At 62.1% G+C, this 15,231-nt stretch carries 14 protein-coding genes and 1 pseudogene; 7 read left to right on the plus strand and 8 right to left on the minus strand.

Translation table 11 applies throughout. The features are described 5' to 3' along the window. Positions 1–2: 2 nt before the first annotated feature. Positions 3–869, minus strand: coding sequence for a Ku protein (locus ACFX4T_RS21885; protein WP_223947598.1), 867 nt, complete (start codon positions 867–869; stop codon positions 3–5). A gap of 38 nt (positions 870–907) precedes the next feature. On the opposite strand from ACFX4T_RS21885, the gene ACFX4T_RS21890 reads away from it, so the two are divergent. Continuing rightward, positions 908–3,460, plus strand: a complete 2,553-nt coding sequence (locus ACFX4T_RS21890; protein ID WP_377654100.1) for an ATP-dependent DNA ligase — start codon at positions 908–910, stop codon at positions 3,458–3,460. Positions 3,461–3,539: 79 nt separating this feature from the next. On the opposite strand, the gene ACFX4T_RS21895 is transcribed toward ACFX4T_RS21890, so the two are convergent. Together ACFX4T_RS21895 and ACFX4T_RS21900 are read right to left on the minus strand one after the other, a co-directional pair. Continuing rightward, positions 3,540–3,800 (minus strand): hypothetical protein, encoded by a 261-nt coding sequence (locus ACFX4T_RS21895; protein ID WP_223947596.1) that lies wholly within the window; start codon positions 3,798–3,800, stop codon positions 3,540–3,542. Between the two features lie 88 nt (positions 3,801–3,888). Continuing rightward, complete coding sequence (locus ACFX4T_RS21900) at positions 3,889–4,116, minus strand: hypothetical protein (protein ID WP_223947595.1); 228 nt, start codon at positions 4,114–4,116, stop codon at positions 3,889–3,891. A 240-nt stretch (positions 4,117–4,356) separates the two neighbouring features. Between ACFX4T_RS21900 and ACFX4T_RS21905 the strand changes: the two genes are divergently transcribed. The 3 genes and pseudogenes from ACFX4T_RS21905 (at position 4,357) to ACFX4T_RS21915 (ending at position 8,038) form a co-directional block, all read left to right on the plus strand. Next, positions 4,357–5,142, plus strand: coding sequence for a putative protein N(5)-glutamine methyltransferase (locus ACFX4T_RS21905; RefSeq protein ID WP_377654115.1), 786 nt, complete (start codon positions 4,357–4,359; stop codon positions 5,140–5,142). Between the two features lie 308 nt (positions 5,143–5,450). After that, positions 5,451–5,606 (plus strand): annotated as a pseudogene (locus ACFX4T_RS21910) (type I restriction enzyme endonuclease domain-containing protein); the annotation flags it as partial. A gap of 812 nt (positions 5,607–6,418) precedes the next feature. Beyond that, on the plus strand, positions 6,419–8,038 hold the full coding sequence (locus ACFX4T_RS21915; RefSeq protein ID WP_377654102.1) for an MFS transporter: 1,620 nt from the start codon (positions 6,419–6,421) through the stop codon (positions 8,036–8,038). Between the two features lie 209 nt (positions 8,039–8,247). Here the strand turns inward: ACFX4T_RS21915 and ACFX4T_RS21920 are convergent, their stop codons facing one another. After that, positions 8,248–9,663, minus strand: a complete 1,416-nt coding sequence (locus tag ACFX4T_RS21920; protein ID WP_377654104.1) for a PLP-dependent aminotransferase family protein — start codon at positions 9,661–9,663, stop codon at positions 8,248–8,250. Between ACFX4T_RS21920 and ACFX4T_RS21925 the strand changes: the two genes are divergently transcribed. Together ACFX4T_RS21925 and ACFX4T_RS21930 are read left to right on the plus strand one after the other, a co-directional pair. After that, on the plus strand, positions 9,662–10,594 hold the full coding sequence (locus ACFX4T_RS21925; RefSeq protein WP_377654106.1) for a DMT family transporter: 933 nt from the start codon (positions 9,662–9,664) through the stop codon (positions 10,592–10,594). The genes ACFX4T_RS21920 and ACFX4T_RS21925 overlap by 2 nt on opposite strands. Before the next feature lie 39 nt (positions 10,595–10,633). Next, entirely contained in the window at positions 10,634–11,035 is a 402-nt protein-coding gene (locus ACFX4T_RS21930; protein ID WP_216922561.1) for a VOC family protein, read from the plus strand. Between the two features lie 3 nt (positions 11,036–11,038). On the opposite strand, the gene ACFX4T_RS21935 is transcribed toward ACFX4T_RS21930, so the two are convergent. Both ACFX4T_RS21935 and ACFX4T_RS21940 read right to left on the minus strand, forming a co-directional pair. Beyond that, the gene (locus ACFX4T_RS21935) at positions 11,039–11,470 is read right to left on the minus strand and encodes a GNAT family N-acetyltransferase (RefSeq protein ID WP_377654108.1); all 432 of its coding nucleotides are present in this window, start codon (positions 11,468–11,470) and stop codon (positions 11,039–11,041) included. Positions 11,471–11,550: 80 nt separating this feature from the next. Continuing rightward, the gene (locus tag ACFX4T_RS21940) at positions 11,551–12,018 is read right to left on the minus strand and encodes an SRPBCC family protein (RefSeq protein WP_216922564.1); all 468 of its coding nucleotides are present in this window, start codon (positions 12,016–12,018) and stop codon (positions 11,551–11,553) included. Positions 12,019–12,218: 200 nt separating this feature from the next. Here ACFX4T_RS21940 and ACFX4T_RS21945 point away from each other — a divergent pair, with 200 nt between their 5' ends. Further along, entirely contained in the window at positions 12,219–13,295 is a 1,077-nt protein-coding gene (locus ACFX4T_RS21945; RefSeq protein ID WP_377654117.1) for an FUSC family protein, read from the plus strand. On the opposite strand, the gene ACFX4T_RS21950 is transcribed toward ACFX4T_RS21945, so the two are convergent. After that, positions 13,258–14,037, minus strand: coding sequence for an SDR family NAD(P)-dependent oxidoreductase (locus ACFX4T_RS21950; RefSeq protein ID WP_377654110.1), 780 nt, complete (start codon positions 14,035–14,037; stop codon positions 13,258–13,260). The genes ACFX4T_RS21945 and ACFX4T_RS21950 overlap by 38 nt on opposite strands. Before the next feature lie 9 nt (positions 14,038–14,046). After that, positions 14,047–14,994 (minus strand): class C sortase, encoded by a 948-nt coding sequence (locus tag ACFX4T_RS21955; protein ID WP_223947587.1) that lies wholly within the window; start codon positions 14,992–14,994, stop codon positions 14,047–14,049. Positions 14,995–15,231 lie beyond the last annotated feature (237 nt).

The raw sequence follows: 15,231 nt of genomic DNA on the forward strand, positions 1-15,231 counted from the left end.
GGTCACGCCTTTTTCTTGGCCCGCGCCTTTGGCTTGCTGGTAGTTTTGCTGGCGGCAGCGTCGTCGTCGGCCGCTTTTTCCTTGCCGCGTTTCTTGTCCAGGCTTCGCTTCAAAGCCTCCATGAGGTCGATGACGTCGCCGCCTTCCCCTTCGCCTTCCACGGCACCGAACGTCGCTTCCGTGTCCAGCGCCTCCCCCTTTTCCAGCTTGGCCTCGATCAACGTGCGGAGCTGCACCTGGTAATCGTCGGTGTATTCGTCGGGGTCGAAATCGTGGGCCATGGAGTCCACCAGCGCGGAGGACATTTCGAGTTCCTTATCGGAGATCTTGATGTCCGTCTCAAGCGAGGGGAACTTGGCCTCCCGGACTTCATCGCCCCAGAGAAGTGCCTGCAAAAGGAGTACGTCCCCACGTACGCGCAGGGCTCCGAGCCGCGTCTTCTGCCGCAGCGCGTACTGGACAATAGCAATCCTGTCCGTATCCTCAAGTGTCTGCCGCAGCAGCATATAGGCTTTGGGGGATTTGGAATCCGGCTCCAGGAAATAGCTGCGCTCGTACATGATCGGGTCCAGTTGCTCGGCAGGGATGAATTCCACTACCTCTATTTCGCGGCTGTTCTCTTCCGGCAAGGACTTCAATTCGGCCGCCGTGAGGACCACTGTGCGGCCTTCCTCTTCGTAGGCCTTGTCGATATCTTCGTAGGCAACAACATCTCCGCAAATTTCACATTTCCGCTGGTACCGGATGCGTCCGCCGTCCTTATTGTGGACTTGGTGAAGGCCAATATCGTGGTCCTCCGTGGCGCTGTAAAGCTTCACTGGTACGTTGACCAGACCGAACGCGATAGATCCCTTCCATATGGCCCTCATGCACCCAGTCAACAGCACAAGACAGCAGAGGAGAAGAGGTGGCAGGCAAGCAACAGGAGCGGGTGAACGTGGAAGGCCACGAGCTGACCCTGACCAACCTGGGCAAGATCATCTACCCCGAGACCGGGACAACCAAGGCCGAAGTCCTGGAATACTACGCCGCGGTAGCGCCTTTCCTCATTCCTGCCGCCGCCAACAGGCCCGTCACACGCAAGCGCTGGGTCAACGGAGTGGGCACTGCCGAGCACCCGGGACAGGTGTTCTTCCAGAAGAACCTCGAAGACTCCGCACCCAAGTGGATCCCCCGCACAGCCATCCAGCACTCGGACCACACCAACGTCTACCCCATGGTCAACAACCTCGCCACGCTCACATGGATGGCACAGATAGCTTCCCTGGAGATCCACGTCCCCCAATGGCAGGTTGACGCTGAGGGTAATCCGCTCCGGCCGGACCGCTTCGTCCTGGATCTTGACCCCGGTCCGGGTGCAGGCCTGCCTGAATGCGTTGAAGTGGCCAAACTTGCCCGCTCCATCCTGCAGGACATGGGCATGGAACCGGTCCCGGTGACCAGCGGCAGCAAGGGCATACACCTCTACACCGGACTGGAGGGGACGCTGAAGTCCGAGCAAGTATCGAGCTTCGCCCATGAGCTGGCGCGCGCACTTGAGTCCGACCATCCCGAGCTGGTAGTCAGCGACATGAAGAAGTCCCTCCGCCACGGCAAAGTGTTGGTGGACTGGAGCCAGAACAGCGGCAACAAGACCACCATCGTCCCTTACTCACTCCGGGGCAAAGCCCACCCCACGGTCGCGGCGCCCCGCACGTGGCGCGAACTCTCCTCGAGCACCCTGGACCATCTTGATTACACAGCGGTGATGAAGCGGGTCAAGACCGGCAAAGACCACTTCGCCCCTATCTCGTCACGGCACCTCCCGCCGCACGGGGAGTATACGGATGACGACGACGGCGCTGGAGCCCGAAGCGGTTCGGCCACCCGCGAGCGCGTGGTGACTGTAGAGAACCGTCTCGCGAAATATGTGGGGATGCGCGATCCGGAGAAGACCCCGGAGCCGTTCCCGGCGTCGTCGGCTGCTTTTGCCTCGCCGACGTCCAAGGGCTCCTCCTCAGACCAGCCGAAGCCGGGCGACCCCGCGCAGCCGGGGGGAATTTTCGTCATCCAGGAGCATCACGCCCGGCGCTACCACCTGGACCTGCGTTTGGAGCGCAACGGCGTCCTTGCGTCCTGGGCTTTGCCGCGTGGTATCCCGGAGACGCCGGACCGGAACAACCTTGCTGTTCACACGGAAGACCATCCGATGGAATACGCGGACTTCGCTGGCGTCATTCCCAAAGGTGAGTACGGAGCAGGGACCATGACCATTTGGGACCGTGGCGAGTACACGTGCGAGAAATGGCGGGACGGCAAGGAAGTGATCGCAACGCTAACCGGCCAGCCAGGTGGTGGACTGCACGGGACCAAGCGTTTAGCACTGATCAATACCGGTGACCGTTGGCTGATCCACTTGATGAAGGAACAGCCAGGTGGACGGCTTCGCAAGGGCACGGCCAGCCCTTCGAACAAGGTCGCGCCTGTCGCGGCATCAGAGCCAACCGCTGCCGAGCCGATGCCGAACTACACTCCGATGCTTGCCACGTCCGGCACCGTCGCCGACCTTCGCGGCGACGACTGGCTGTACGAACTGAAATGGGACGGAATCCGGGCCATCATCACCGGCACCGACGGCAGGATCCGCCTGATGAGTCGCAACGGCAACGATCTCACCGCCACCTACCCCGAACTAACGGACCGATCATGCTGGCCCGACGGCGCTTTCGTGGCCGACGGTGAAATCGTGGCGCTTGGCAAGGGTTCACGGCCTGATTTTGGCCGCCTGCAGCTGCGGATGAACCTGGTGAAGACCGCAGACATTGAACGAGCCCGTGCGTCCGTTCCGGTGCAGCTCATGCTGTTCGACCTCCTGTACGACGGCGGCAGGGACCTCGGCGGGCTGCCTTTCCGTGAGCGTCGGGAACGGCTTTCGGCGTTTGCCGGACGCCTTCGCGCGGGCTGCCCGCTTCACGTTTCAGCCGTGTTGGACCACGACGTCGAAGACCTCATGACAAGCGCGGCTGAGCTCGGCTTGGAAGGAGTGATGGCGAAGAAAGCAGATAGCCGCTACGTGATCGGCCGGCGTAGCCGCTCGTGGATCAAACTCAAGCTGGAGCAGAGCCAGGAAGTGGTTGTGGGCGGCTGGCGTCCGGGGGCTGGTGCCCGGAACGGGACCTTTGGCTCGTTGCTGTTGGGCATTCCGGAGGGCGGGAAGTTGCACTACGTGGGTCGGGTGGGCACCGGGTTCAAGGAGTGGCAGCTGAGGGATGTCATGGAGAAACTGGAGCCCCGCCTGACTGCTGACTCCCCCTTCGCCGATATCCCCCGCGAGGACGCCGCAGGTGCCCGCTGGGTGGATCCGGAGCTGGTAGCAGAAGTGACCTTCGGAGAATGGACGGGCCCTGGCAGGCTACGGCATCCGGTGTGGCGTGGGTGGCGTCCTGACAAGTCCCCGGAAGACGTCAGCCAGCCCAACTAGGTCGCACTTGAGCGCGTTTTGAGAGCTCTAAACGCGCTGTGCTGCTACCTAGTTGGGCTGGCTACGGTAGGTGACGCGCTCAGGAGGAGTGCGGCATCTGCGGGCGGCTTGTCCGGTGGACCGCCGTCACGGCTGCGCCCTGGCCCATTCGCCCGTGGGCTTGATCGCGGTCCTTCGGGTGTCGGCGCTTACCGCTGCCGTCGGGCCAGTGCTGCTCCTGGTCCAAACCCAGAGATACGTCAATGCTTGCCGGTTCAGGCATGGGAGCCATGTCCATGGCCTCCACCAAGTGGCTGGCCACCTCGGGATCGATATTTTCGGCTTGATTGTTTGCAGTCATGGTTCTTCCTTTCCCTATGGAACGAAGGAATTTCAATACTAGGTGGGCCGAAGATGGTTGTCTGCAGGAACTTAGCTGCGTCCAGGAATCACCAACGTACCTTCTTCTCCGTCTTGGCCTGCTTGCCGCTGGCGGACGTAGGTTTGTGGCCCTTGCCCGTGCTTTGCCAGCCAGCGGGGGCGCCGCCGCCGGACTTGCTGGCGAGCATCGCTTTCTGGGCATCAGTCAGTTTGGACTTGATGCCGCCGGAGGCGGACTTTGGACTTCCCGACGCAGCGGGCTCCGGGGTGTTGTTTTCGGAAGGATTGGCAGTCATAAATTGGACTCCTCAGAGGTGTGAGTCCTGAAGAAGCACCAAAACCATGGCGTTTGCGGTTCGAGAAAAATGGCGTCGACAACGGGAACGGCATGGAGGCAGGGCCTCAACAGGCGTGGATTTTTGTCAGGTTAAACTCGGCTGTTCCGCTAAAGCAGAGGCCGGTCTACTCAAAAATCAGTGTTCCCATGCGTCATACCCTAACCAAGAATCGCCGCTTTTGTGAACCCCTCGACTAGCATGGCACCCGTGACCTGGAGAATGTCCGTCGCCACCACCCTCCGCGATGCCGGATGCGTTTTCGCGGAGGACGAGGCACAACTCCTCATCGAGGCTGCCACGAGTCCAGACCATTTGGACTTCATGGTGGATCAGCGCGTCAACGGGCTGCCCTTGGAACACATCCTCGGTTGGGTGGATTTCTGCGGGAGCCGCATGGTTGTTGAACCCGGCGTATTCGTTCCACGGCGTCGCACGGAGTTCCTGGTGCGTCAGGCAGCGAAAATCGCATGGCCGGGCGGCGTCGTCGTCGATCTTTGCTGTGGCTCGGGGGCGATCGGTGCGGCACTCAGCGATCTTCTGGGGAGCTGCGAGCTGTACGCCGCTGACATCGATCCGGTCGCGGTGAGCTGCGCGCGCAAGAACGTCGAGCCCCGTGGAGGGCGCGTCTTCGAGGGCGATCTATACGCCGCGCTCCCCCTTGAGCTTCGTGGACGGGTGGACGTGGTGCTCGCCAATGCCCCGTACGTACCTACGGGTTCCATCGGCATGATGCCGCCTGAGGCGCGCCTGCATGAACCGATGGTGGCGCTCGACGGCGGTACTGACGGTTTGGATGTCCAACGCCGGGTTGCAGTTGGGGCCGGTGAGTGGCTGGCGCCCGGTGGGTGGGTTTTGGTCGAGACCTCCCGGCAGCAGGCTCCGGAGACGGCGGCGCTCCTGACTGGGGCGGGGCTGATGGCCCGCGTGCTGACCGATGAGGATCACGATGCCACCTTGGTGGTGGGGGCCGCAAGGAGCCACTGAACCGCGGCTTCGGGGCTGAACACCCGCTCGTCAGTCCGATGCTCCTACCCTAAACACACATCTGCGCGGGTTCTTTTGGCCGTAGAGGTCAGATTTCGCGGACACACAGAGACAGTGAAGGCGGCACCTTTTCGGGTGCAGGGCTTCACTATTTCAGGGAGTGTCGGCCACTCTTTTGCTGCTAATGGCAGCTTCCAGGATCTGTGGTGGAAGCAGTACATTCAGCCGCTCCCCGCAAAGCCGCGTCACTTAACGTCCCACCCTGCAGTCTTCGCCGCCTCCAACTCGGCAAATTCGGCAGTCATTGTTCGGTGCGCGATGACGTCAGGGCAAAACTCCGTTCCTCGATCAAGAGGCTCCTGGTTCGTTTCGGATACCCGCCGGACAAGCAGCCGGAAGCGATCAAGCTGGTGATGGAGCAGATGGAGTCTATGGCACCCCGGTTTGCGGAGGCTCGGCTTTAGCTCGAAGCCGAGTCCTAAGACTGCACAATAAAACGGCTGCCCGGCTTGACGGGGGCGTTGTCCATGCCTCCCTCAGCCGCTCTGGTGATTTCCTCGTCCGAAACCACGCCAGCGTGTGCGTTGCGATGTCTCCTGGCCGATACGCTGGAATCATCAGGTAAGAGCCTGCTGTGCCGTTAATGAACAAAAGACCCGAGTGCAATCGGGTCTTTGTTCAGCGCGGTGCGGCTCATTGGTGCGGTCAGAGGGTCATATCCTCAAATCCGAACACTTTGAGTGTATGGCCCTATACACGTAGGGCGCAACGTTGTTGTGCCCATAGACACGTGCAGGCCGTGCCCTTTTCCTCTGGGAGGAGGTGCCGGCGTGGAATCCAAACGGAAACGTGAAGAACCATGGGGCGCCTGGAATCTGGCGGTCAACATCATCCGACTAGTCGTTGATGTCGTTCGCCTGTTCTGGCACAACATCCCCTAACCGGGAGCGGTGGCCATCGGCGCAATGCTGGTGGCCGCCGTCAATGCTCTTCGCGGCAGCTCCCAAACCATCAGCTTTTAGGCCTCAATCAGCCTCGTTAAGTGGCGTTAGCTAAACAATTTGGTAACAACGCGCTCCACGGGGCAAGATTCCGCGCCATTGCAGGGCAAGACCGGGCAAAAAGATGTAAGACAACTAGGCAAATTGCGCCCCCAAACACCCCATAAATCGGATCTCAACTGGGGTTTGAGGGGCAAACCGCGTAAAATTGAACACCTGCCCGGAGCGGGGCAGCCAGAAGTCGCAAGCAAATGACCTCCCTAGGAGAAGCCCAAATGCCCATAGACCAAAGCAACACCGTCTCTCCGCCAGGCGCAAGGAACGCCAATGGAAACCTGGTGCCGGCCGCTACAACGGCCGCTGCCAACACTGTAAAGAACCCCAAGAAAACGAAGCTCCGCACCAAGCGCCGGTTGAAAGAATCCGACGTCAATGTTGTGGACCAGCCGATGCTGAAGAAAGCGCTCGGCGGCACGATCGTCGGCAACACCATGGAATGGTACGACGTCGGCGTGTTCGGCTACCTCATCACCACCATGGGCCCCGTCTTCCTCCCGGAAGCGGACAAGTCCGTCCAGACACTCTTCCTTCTCGGCACCTTCGCCGCAACGTTTATCGCCCGCCCGCTTGGCGGCGTGGTCTTCGGTTGGCTCGGCGACAAAGTGGGCCGCCAGAAGGTGCTCGCAGCAACACTGATGCTGATGGCGGCAAGCACGTTCGCCGTCGGGCTTTTGCCCGGTTACGCGCAGATCGGCATCTGGGCCGCCGCCCTGCTGGTGATCCTCAAGCTCGTGCAAGGCTTCTCCACCGGTGGTGAGTACGCCGGTGCTACGACCTTCGTGAGTGAATATGCCCCGGACAAGCGCCGCGGCTTCTTCGCCAGCTTCCTGGACATGGGCAGCTACATCGGTTTCGCCCTCGGCGCTGCACTGGTTTCGGTCCTGCAGCTCACGCTCGGCCAGGCAGCCATGGAGGAATGGGGCTGGAGGCTTCCGTTCCTGATCGCCGGTCCCCTGGGCCTCATCGCCGTGTACTTCCGTAGCAAAATCGAGGAATCCCCGCAGTTCCAGGCCACCCTGGACGCCCAGGAAGCCATCGCCAAGGACGCCGCGGCACAAGATGCCAACGTCGCCAAGGGCCCGGTTGGCATTATCAAGGCCTACTGGCGCCAGATCGTGCTGGCCATGATTCTCGCCGCCGCAGCCAACACTGTGGGCTACGCGTTGACCTCCTACATGCCTACGTACCTCACGGATTCCAAGGGTTACGACCCCGTTCACGGCACCCTGCTGACCATTCCGGTCCTGGTGATCATGGCCGTGTGTATTCCGCTCACAGGTAAGCTGTCCGACCGCATCGGCCGCCGCCCCGTGCTGTGGATCGGCGCGGGCAGCACCATCGTGTTCTCCGTTCCTGCCTTCATGCTGATCGGCATCGGCGATATCTGGTCCACCCTGGCCGGCCTTGCCTTGATCGCTTTCCCGGTGACGTTCTACATTGCCAACCTGGCCTCGGCCCTCCCGGCACTGTTCCCGACGTCCAGCCGCTACGGCGGAATGGGCATCGCCTACAACTTCTCGGTGGCCATCTTCGGCGGAACCACGCCTTTCATCGTGCAGGGTCTCATTGAGGGCACCGGCGATGACATGATGCCTGCGTACTACCTGATGGCTACATCCATCGTGGGTGCGATCGCCATCTACTTCCTGCGTGAATCCGCCCAGCGTCCCCTGCCCGGCTCCATGCCCAGCGTGGACACTGCCGCCGAGGCCCGCGAACTCGTTGCCACCCAGGACACCAACCCGCTCATCAACCTGGACGAGATGCCTTTCGACGGCCAGCCCATTGACGATGACGTGTTCGGTCGGCGTGACAAGGACCTGACCCCGGCCTAGGGATCGCGTGCCTGCAACTTCTGCGCAGCGCTTTTCGATAGTTCGCGGCTACCCGCCGCCCACTGTAGCCACCAATGCCAAGGCGCTCTCCTTGGCATTGGTGGCTACGGCTGTTAAGACGCGTTGCTGCCGCTAACCCCGTTCCCAGACCGCACCCGCGTTGTTGCCCAACAACTTAATAGCGGCCTGGCAACGGGAATCCGAATCGGTCAGGATCCCAGCAAACCCTTGACCGCCTCGCCAATAATCCGCGCGCCCTCGGGAAATCCTCCGGGATTGGGCCCGGCGTAGTTGAGCCTTATGTACGGGCCTTCAGGTTCCGCGGGGAACCACTCCGTACCTGCGGCAATGAGCACCCCGGCCGCTTCGCAATCCTTGGTGAGCTGATCGACGTCGAACCCGTCCGGCATCCGCAGCCACAGGTTCAAGCCGCCTTTGGGCAGGTGGCTGAGGTGCGCCTCTGGAACGTGCTCGCGGATGCTGGTGACCAACAAGTCACGGCGCGACTGCAGCTGATGGCCCAGCCCTCGAAGATGCGTCTGCCAGCCAGGCTGAGTGACGACGTCGAGCGCTGCAGCCTGGAGCAGTCCGCTGACATACATCGATTCCGCAGCCTGCGCACCCATGATCCGTTCCCGCGCAGGACCACGGGCGATAATCGCTGCCACACGGATGGACGGCGAGACGCTCTTGGTCAACGAGCGGATGTACACCACGTGGCCGGAATCGTCCTTCGCGGCTAGCGGGACGGACTGCGCGGTGATACCAAAATCATGGGCCCAGTCGTCCTCCACAAGGAACGCTCCGTGCTGGCGGACAATCCGGAGGACCTCCTCGGCCCGTTCGGGTGACCATTGGGCACCCGTGGGGTTGGCAAAGTTGGGCTGGGCGTAGAACATCCGGGCCCCGGATTCCTCAAAAGCCCTCGCCAACTCGTCAGGATCCGGCCCGTCGGGGCCGGACGGCACCGGAATGACGCGAACGCCGGCCTGGCCAGCGGCCAGCAGCGCACCCCAGTAGCTGGGCGACTCCACCAGCAGTGGCCGCCCATGCCCCACCAAGCCGCTAAAAATCGAGCTAAGTCCGCTCTGGCTGCCGGGAAGTACGACGACGTCGCTCGGCTGGGGCGGCGTGACGCCAACCGGCGTCGAGGTGCTGAGCTCGTGCGCGAACCATGATTGCAGCTCGGGAAGGCCTTGGGCCGGTGGCCGCGACAGCGCAGCGTCTCCGCGGGCAGCCCTGGTTAGCGCGGCCCGAACGAGCCGCTCGGGCAGGAGTTCCCGGTCCGGATAGCCGGAGTGGAATGCGATGACGTCGTTCGAAGCGCTGCGCATGGCGCCAGAGTTCAGCAGGCGTGGCGTTTGGGCCGCTCGGAGTGCAGCCGTCTGCCAGCCGTAATCGGAGGGCCTGGCGGTGCGGTAGGCCCGGACGAAGGTGCCAACGCCGGGGCGGCTTTCTATCAGGCCTTGGGCAGTAAGGGTTCGCAAGGCCTTCTGCACCGTGACAGGACTCGCCCGGTATTCGGCCACGAGTTGGCGGGTTGATGGCAGCTTGGCTCCCGGCGCGGCCGCTGCGATCCACTCTTTTAGTCGCGAGACAATCCGGGAACTGCTATCGTTATTCATGAGTCACAATAGTAGCGCTACTACACTTTCACGGCCAGTGGTATCCAAGCGGACGTCGACAGGCGTTTGGTGGGGCCTTCTTGGCGTTGTCGCATTCTCGTTCACGGTGCCCTTCACCCGCGTGGCCGTTGAAGGCTTATCCCCCCTGTTCATCGGCGCAGGCAGGGCCGTTGTTGCGGCCGTTCTCGCAGCACTGGCTTTGGGCCTGACCCGACAACGCTCTCCGCAAGGCTTTCAATGGGTTCGATTGACTGTGGTAGCCAGTGGCATCGTTGCGGGCTTCCCCTTGCTGACAACGTTCGCGCTGACGTCCACCACCGCAAGCCATGGAGCCATCGTCATCGCGCTACTGCCTGCGGCCACTGCAACGGTAGCGGTGATGCGGGGCCGTGAGCGTCCGCGGCTCCTGTTCTGGGTCCTGACTGCCGTAGGCGTTATTGCCGCGCTGGTCTTCGCGTTGGTTCAGTCCGGCGGTTTCGGTCAGCTTCATTGGGCTGATCTTCTGCTTCTCGGCGCCGTGATTGCGGCAGCCATAGGCTACGCGGAAGGAGGTCTGCTGGCGCGGGAACTCGGCCCCTGGCAGACAATCTCGTGGGCGCTGGTGGTTGCCTCCCCGGCCATGCTGCTCTTGACGTTACTTTCACTGGGTTCGGGAGCGCCCTCGGCTACTCCGGTTCAGTGGTTGTCCTTCGCTTACCTGGGCATTGTGAGCATGTTCCTCGGATTCTTCGCCTGGTACCACGGCCTGGCAATCGGGCCCATGGCACAAGTCAGCCAGATCCAACTGGTCCAACCGGTCATGACCATCGCGTGGGCAAGCCTGCTGTTGGGAGAGTCGATGACGTGGACCACCGCAATTGGCGGGCTTGCCGTGATCCTCTGCGCAGGGGCCGCTGTCCGCGTAAGGCTCAACCCGCCGTCGAATCCCTGACTCTCCCACGCCACCGCCCTGATCTCGTAGACTCGGCCCATGCCTGACGCAACTGTGGGTTCGATCCATCACCTTGAGATCTGGGTGCCGCACCTTGAACGGGCGCGGGAGGAGTGGGGCTGGTTACTTGGCGAGCTTGGTTACAAGCCCTTCCAGGACTGGCCCACGGGCTGCAGTTGGAAGCTCAATGGCACGTACGTGGTGGTGGAAGGCACCGATGCCATCACCGGAACGGCCCACCGGCGCACGGATCCCGGGCTCAATCATGTCGCCTTCCATGCCGGCACCCGGGAAAATGTGGACCGGATTCGCGCGCTCGGGGCCGACGCCGGGTGGTACGAGATGTTCGAGTCGAAGTACCCGCATGCGGGCGGTCCGGATCACTACGCTGCTTATTTGATCAACACCGACAGTTACGAAGTTGAACTGGTGGCTGAGTAGTAGCTACGTCGGCGGAACCACCGGACGCCACATGACCACTCGAGGCCAACGCGTCAGCCCCAACTCAGCTTCGTGCTCCATGACCCTGGCCAGCTCCGGACCCCAGCTGCCGGCGTCGAGCGTTTGGAACCCCAGCCGCCGGTAGTACGGCGCGTTCCACGGCACGTCGCGGAAGGTGCTCAGCGTCTGGCGCTGCATGCCATGCCCCCTGGCCCACACCCGCGCAGCATGCAGCAGTTCGCGGCCGAGTCCTTGATGCGCTTGATCCGGGTGCACGGTTACTTGCTCCACGTGCGCGTTGCCATCAACAATGTCTGTCAATAGATACGCCACGGGGTAGTCCAGTCCATCCGCCCACACCCAGGCACGCCCGGCCGCCACGTAGGTATTCATCTCGTCCAGGGAGAAGGGTTCGTCGTCCGCGATCTGATCCATGCCCAGATCCCGGAAAGCTTCCCCTCCTGCCCGCTCAATGTCCTGCAAACGCGGCAGATCGTCTGTTCGAGCTAGCCGGATCACCGTTTATCCAGTGCGGGAGGTGCCTGTCCGACGAGGAATCCATTGCGCGTTTCGATCAAGTCCTGCAGGTATCTGGCCAGAACCAGCTTCTCGAGCAGGCGGCCCAGCGGCCCGAACGGGGCAGCGAATTCCACGGTGTCCACCATCAGCGTCCCGCTGCCGTCCTGCCGGAACTCGTGCGTGTGGCGGAGGTACTTGAAAGGGCCGCGCACTTGCTCATCAGTGAACGACGCCGGTGCCTCCATGCGCGTGATGCGGCTGGTCATGCGGAAACGGACTCCGAGGTGCCACGCCTGCCATGTGACCTGCTCGCCTTCGGAAATCAGACCCGTGGTGACGCCGTCTATGGCCTTTTCCCTGCTTTTAGTCATTGACCCCACGTGGGCATCGATGTTTCGGGAAAGGTCGAACAGCTCCTGTGGCGACATGGCGGAGCGGGTTCGGCAGACAAAAGCTACGGGCATACCTTGATCTTCCCAGACTCTGCCGGGCAGCGCTCTCCTCGACCTCATGTGGGAGGTACTAATGGAAGGGGTACTGCCAGGGCCTTGCTACGGGTTGTGACCCGGCTTATGGCGGCCACCCCTGCGCTCCTGATAATTTCCGATATTGAACCCTTCGCACGCGGCCTGAATGATTGGTGGTGTTTTCCCTGTCCCCCTTCATGGCGCATGCCCGGAAGCTCCACAAATTGGGGCCGGCTAACAACGACCGTCTCTCGGCAGTTCGGGTGGCCCTCAGTGTCGCAGTTCCGGGGCTGGTCCTGATTCTCCTAGGCCGTCCGGACCTGATGATGTATGCGGTGTTCGGCGCCCTCACTGGAATGTACGGACGCAACGAAACCCACCAACTGCGGCTCAAACACCAAGCCCAAGCTGCGCTTGTCCTGGTTGGCGGACTGAGCATTGGCACGTTTCTTTCCGTTAACCACATCCACTCCTGGTGGCTGGTGTTGGTGGCGACTCTCTTTGCCGGTGCGGGTTCCTTATATGCAGACGCGGTGCGTCTTAAGCCGATAGGGCCGTTCTTCGGCATCCTCGCACTGGGGGCCTGTGCGTCGGTCCACACCAGCGTTCCGTTCCTGACGGCGGTGCTGATCGGTACTGCTTCAGCGGCCTTTTCGATTCTGGTCGGATTCGCTGGCTGGCTGCGGCACCGAAAGTGGGAGCCGGGCGCTGCGCGCGATGTCCCCGTCCTCCGCGGACCCTTACGGCAATCCGCCCTCGTTCATGCGGCCCGCTACACTCTCGCTGTCGGCGCTGCCGGCGTGTGTGGAGTTCTGAGTGGTAGCGGCCATCCGCATTGGGCCATGGCCGCAGCCGCCGTGCCGTTGGCAGGCGCGGACCTCCCGAGCCGCGTCCACCGAGGCATCCACCGCATCGTGGGGACGTTCCTGGGGTTGGCGGTAGTCGCCGTCGTACTTTTCCCAAGTCCGTTGTCACCGCTGCAGTATTTCCCCGGCCATGCTGCAATCGTCCTGGCCATTGTGGTGGTCCTTTGCCAGTTCCCTACTGAGCTGTTCATGGCGCGGCACTACGGCTGGGCCATGGTGTTCTTCACGCCCGTGGTCCTGCTGATCGCCCAACTGGCGTCGCCCATGGATCCGGGTGTGCTGGTGATGGAGCGGGCGGTTGAGACGTTCGTTGGTGCGGTGATTGGAATCGCAGTAGCGGTGCTGGTCAGGGCACCTGTCATTGCGGTTCCTAGGGCTGCAGGGGCCGGCGCGGCGGGCCGGAAGTAAGCTTCGCCGGCAGGATACGCGCAAAGAAGCCAACCACTTTGTATCGACGCGTCGGGATGGAAACAGACTTGCCCTCGGCGTTGTCCTCCAGCCCCTCCCGCACCACGCGCTCGGCGGTGAGCCACAGGAATCGCGGCGCCACGGACTTATCCATGCCCATGCGGTCGTGGAATTCGGTGTGTGTGAACCCCGGGCACACCGCTGTGACCTGCACGCCCAACTTCCCATACGCAATATTCGCCCAACGGCTGAACGTCACCTGCCAGGCTTTGGCCGCCGAGTAGGTGCCCCTGTTGGCGAAGGCTGCGACGCTGGCAACGTTGACGATCCGGCCTTTCCCGCGAGGCAGCATGACTTCCAGCGCCGCGTGGCACAGCTCCATCGGTGTCTGAACGTGTAGGCGTAGATGCCGCTTTTCTTCCTCCAAATCGTTCTGCTCGAACGACTTCAAGAGTCCGATTCCGGCGTTGTTGACCAGGACGTCCACAGGTCGCGCAGCGTCCCGCAAGCGGTTGGCAACCAAGGAAACCCCGACGTCGGTGGTCAGGTCGGCGGACAGAACCTCCGCCGAGATACTAAAGTCGCGTTCGAATTCCTCAGCCTTTTCCTTGAGGCGTTCTTCATCGCGGGCTACCAGGACGAGGTGGTGCCCGGCTTCGGCGAGCTGGCGCGCGAATTCTGCACCGAGCCCAGCCGTGGCACCGGTGACCAGGGCGGTGAGTTCATTGGCTCGAGTCGTCATGCGCCTAGACTATGCGCTGAATGCTTCTGGCGCCCCTGTCTGTTCGTCAGAGGTCGCGTGCTCTTCGTCAGAGGGTCGCGTGCGTGGCTTGGTGGCAATGACGGCCAGCACTATCGATCCGGTGATGCCCAGGATCCACCAGGGGAATCCGGGATCTGTTGTAGTTGACGGCAGCGTGCGGGGTCCGTCAGCGCTGGTAGGTGCAGTGGTCCGTTCACCGCGGACCAGGAGTCGGTGGCTGTTGATGCCTTTGGGTGTGCAGGTAATGAGGGTGAGGTAATCCTTGCCCTCAACTTTGCGCAAAGCCTCAGTTTGGTCTGGCAGGACCGTAAGGATTTGGTCCACCTTGTAATAGAGAGTTTCGTCAAGCACGTTGATGCTGAAGACGTCGCCTTCATGGACTTTGTCCAGGTCGTCGAAAAGAGTGGCGTTGACGAATCCTGAGTGGGCACTCAAGACACTGTGAGTGCCTTTGCCGCCCACCGGAAGCGCCGACCCGAAGAGGTGGCCCGCGCCTTTGGAGAGGGTGTCCTCGTCCGTGCCATGGAAAATGGGCAAATCCGCATGGATGGAGGGAATGCTGATACGGCCCATCATTCCTCCAGGCCCGACAGCCAGCATCTTCTTGTAAGCCTCGGAGCCGGCACCGATGGTTGTTTGTTCGCCTGCTTCGTTCAAGGAGTAAGGGTCCCGGAGGGGGCCTGAGGGCAGTTCTTCATTGAACTCCCGTGCCTGGTCCAGTAGGGACTTCTTCGCGGAGGGGTTCATGGTCTGGACAGAATCCACGTAGCCGCTGATCTCGGTGGCATGGACCCGATCCGAGAACCAGGCTGCGGCCGTGGGATAAAGCAGGATTCCGACGCCGATGACCGCCACCAACACGATCAGGAGCCGTTGCCGGCTCCAGGGTCCGGTCAGATGCCGGAGGCGACGGGTGCGGGTTGGTGCCTGTGTCATCAAAATCCTGTGGCTGGGGTGAGTCGGTTGCGACGTCTGCAAAGGGGAATGCAAGTGGGGAAGAGCGCGTGGTTGGCGTTCTTCCCCACTTGGGGTTGCTGCGGGGGCCGCGGGTAGCGGCGCCCGTAGTGTTGTGTACCGGTTGGTGTTGTGTACCGGTTGGTGGTGCTGGTTGGTGTTGGTGTTAGTTGTTGGTGGTGCGGCGGTTGCGGAGGAACATCAGGGCTGCGCCGGCGA

This window comes from Paenarthrobacter sp. YIM B13468 (assembly GCF_042788025.1).
Taxonomy (GTDB): domain Bacteria; phylum Actinomycetota; class Actinomycetes; order Actinomycetales; family Micrococcaceae; genus Arthrobacter; species Arthrobacter aromaticivorans.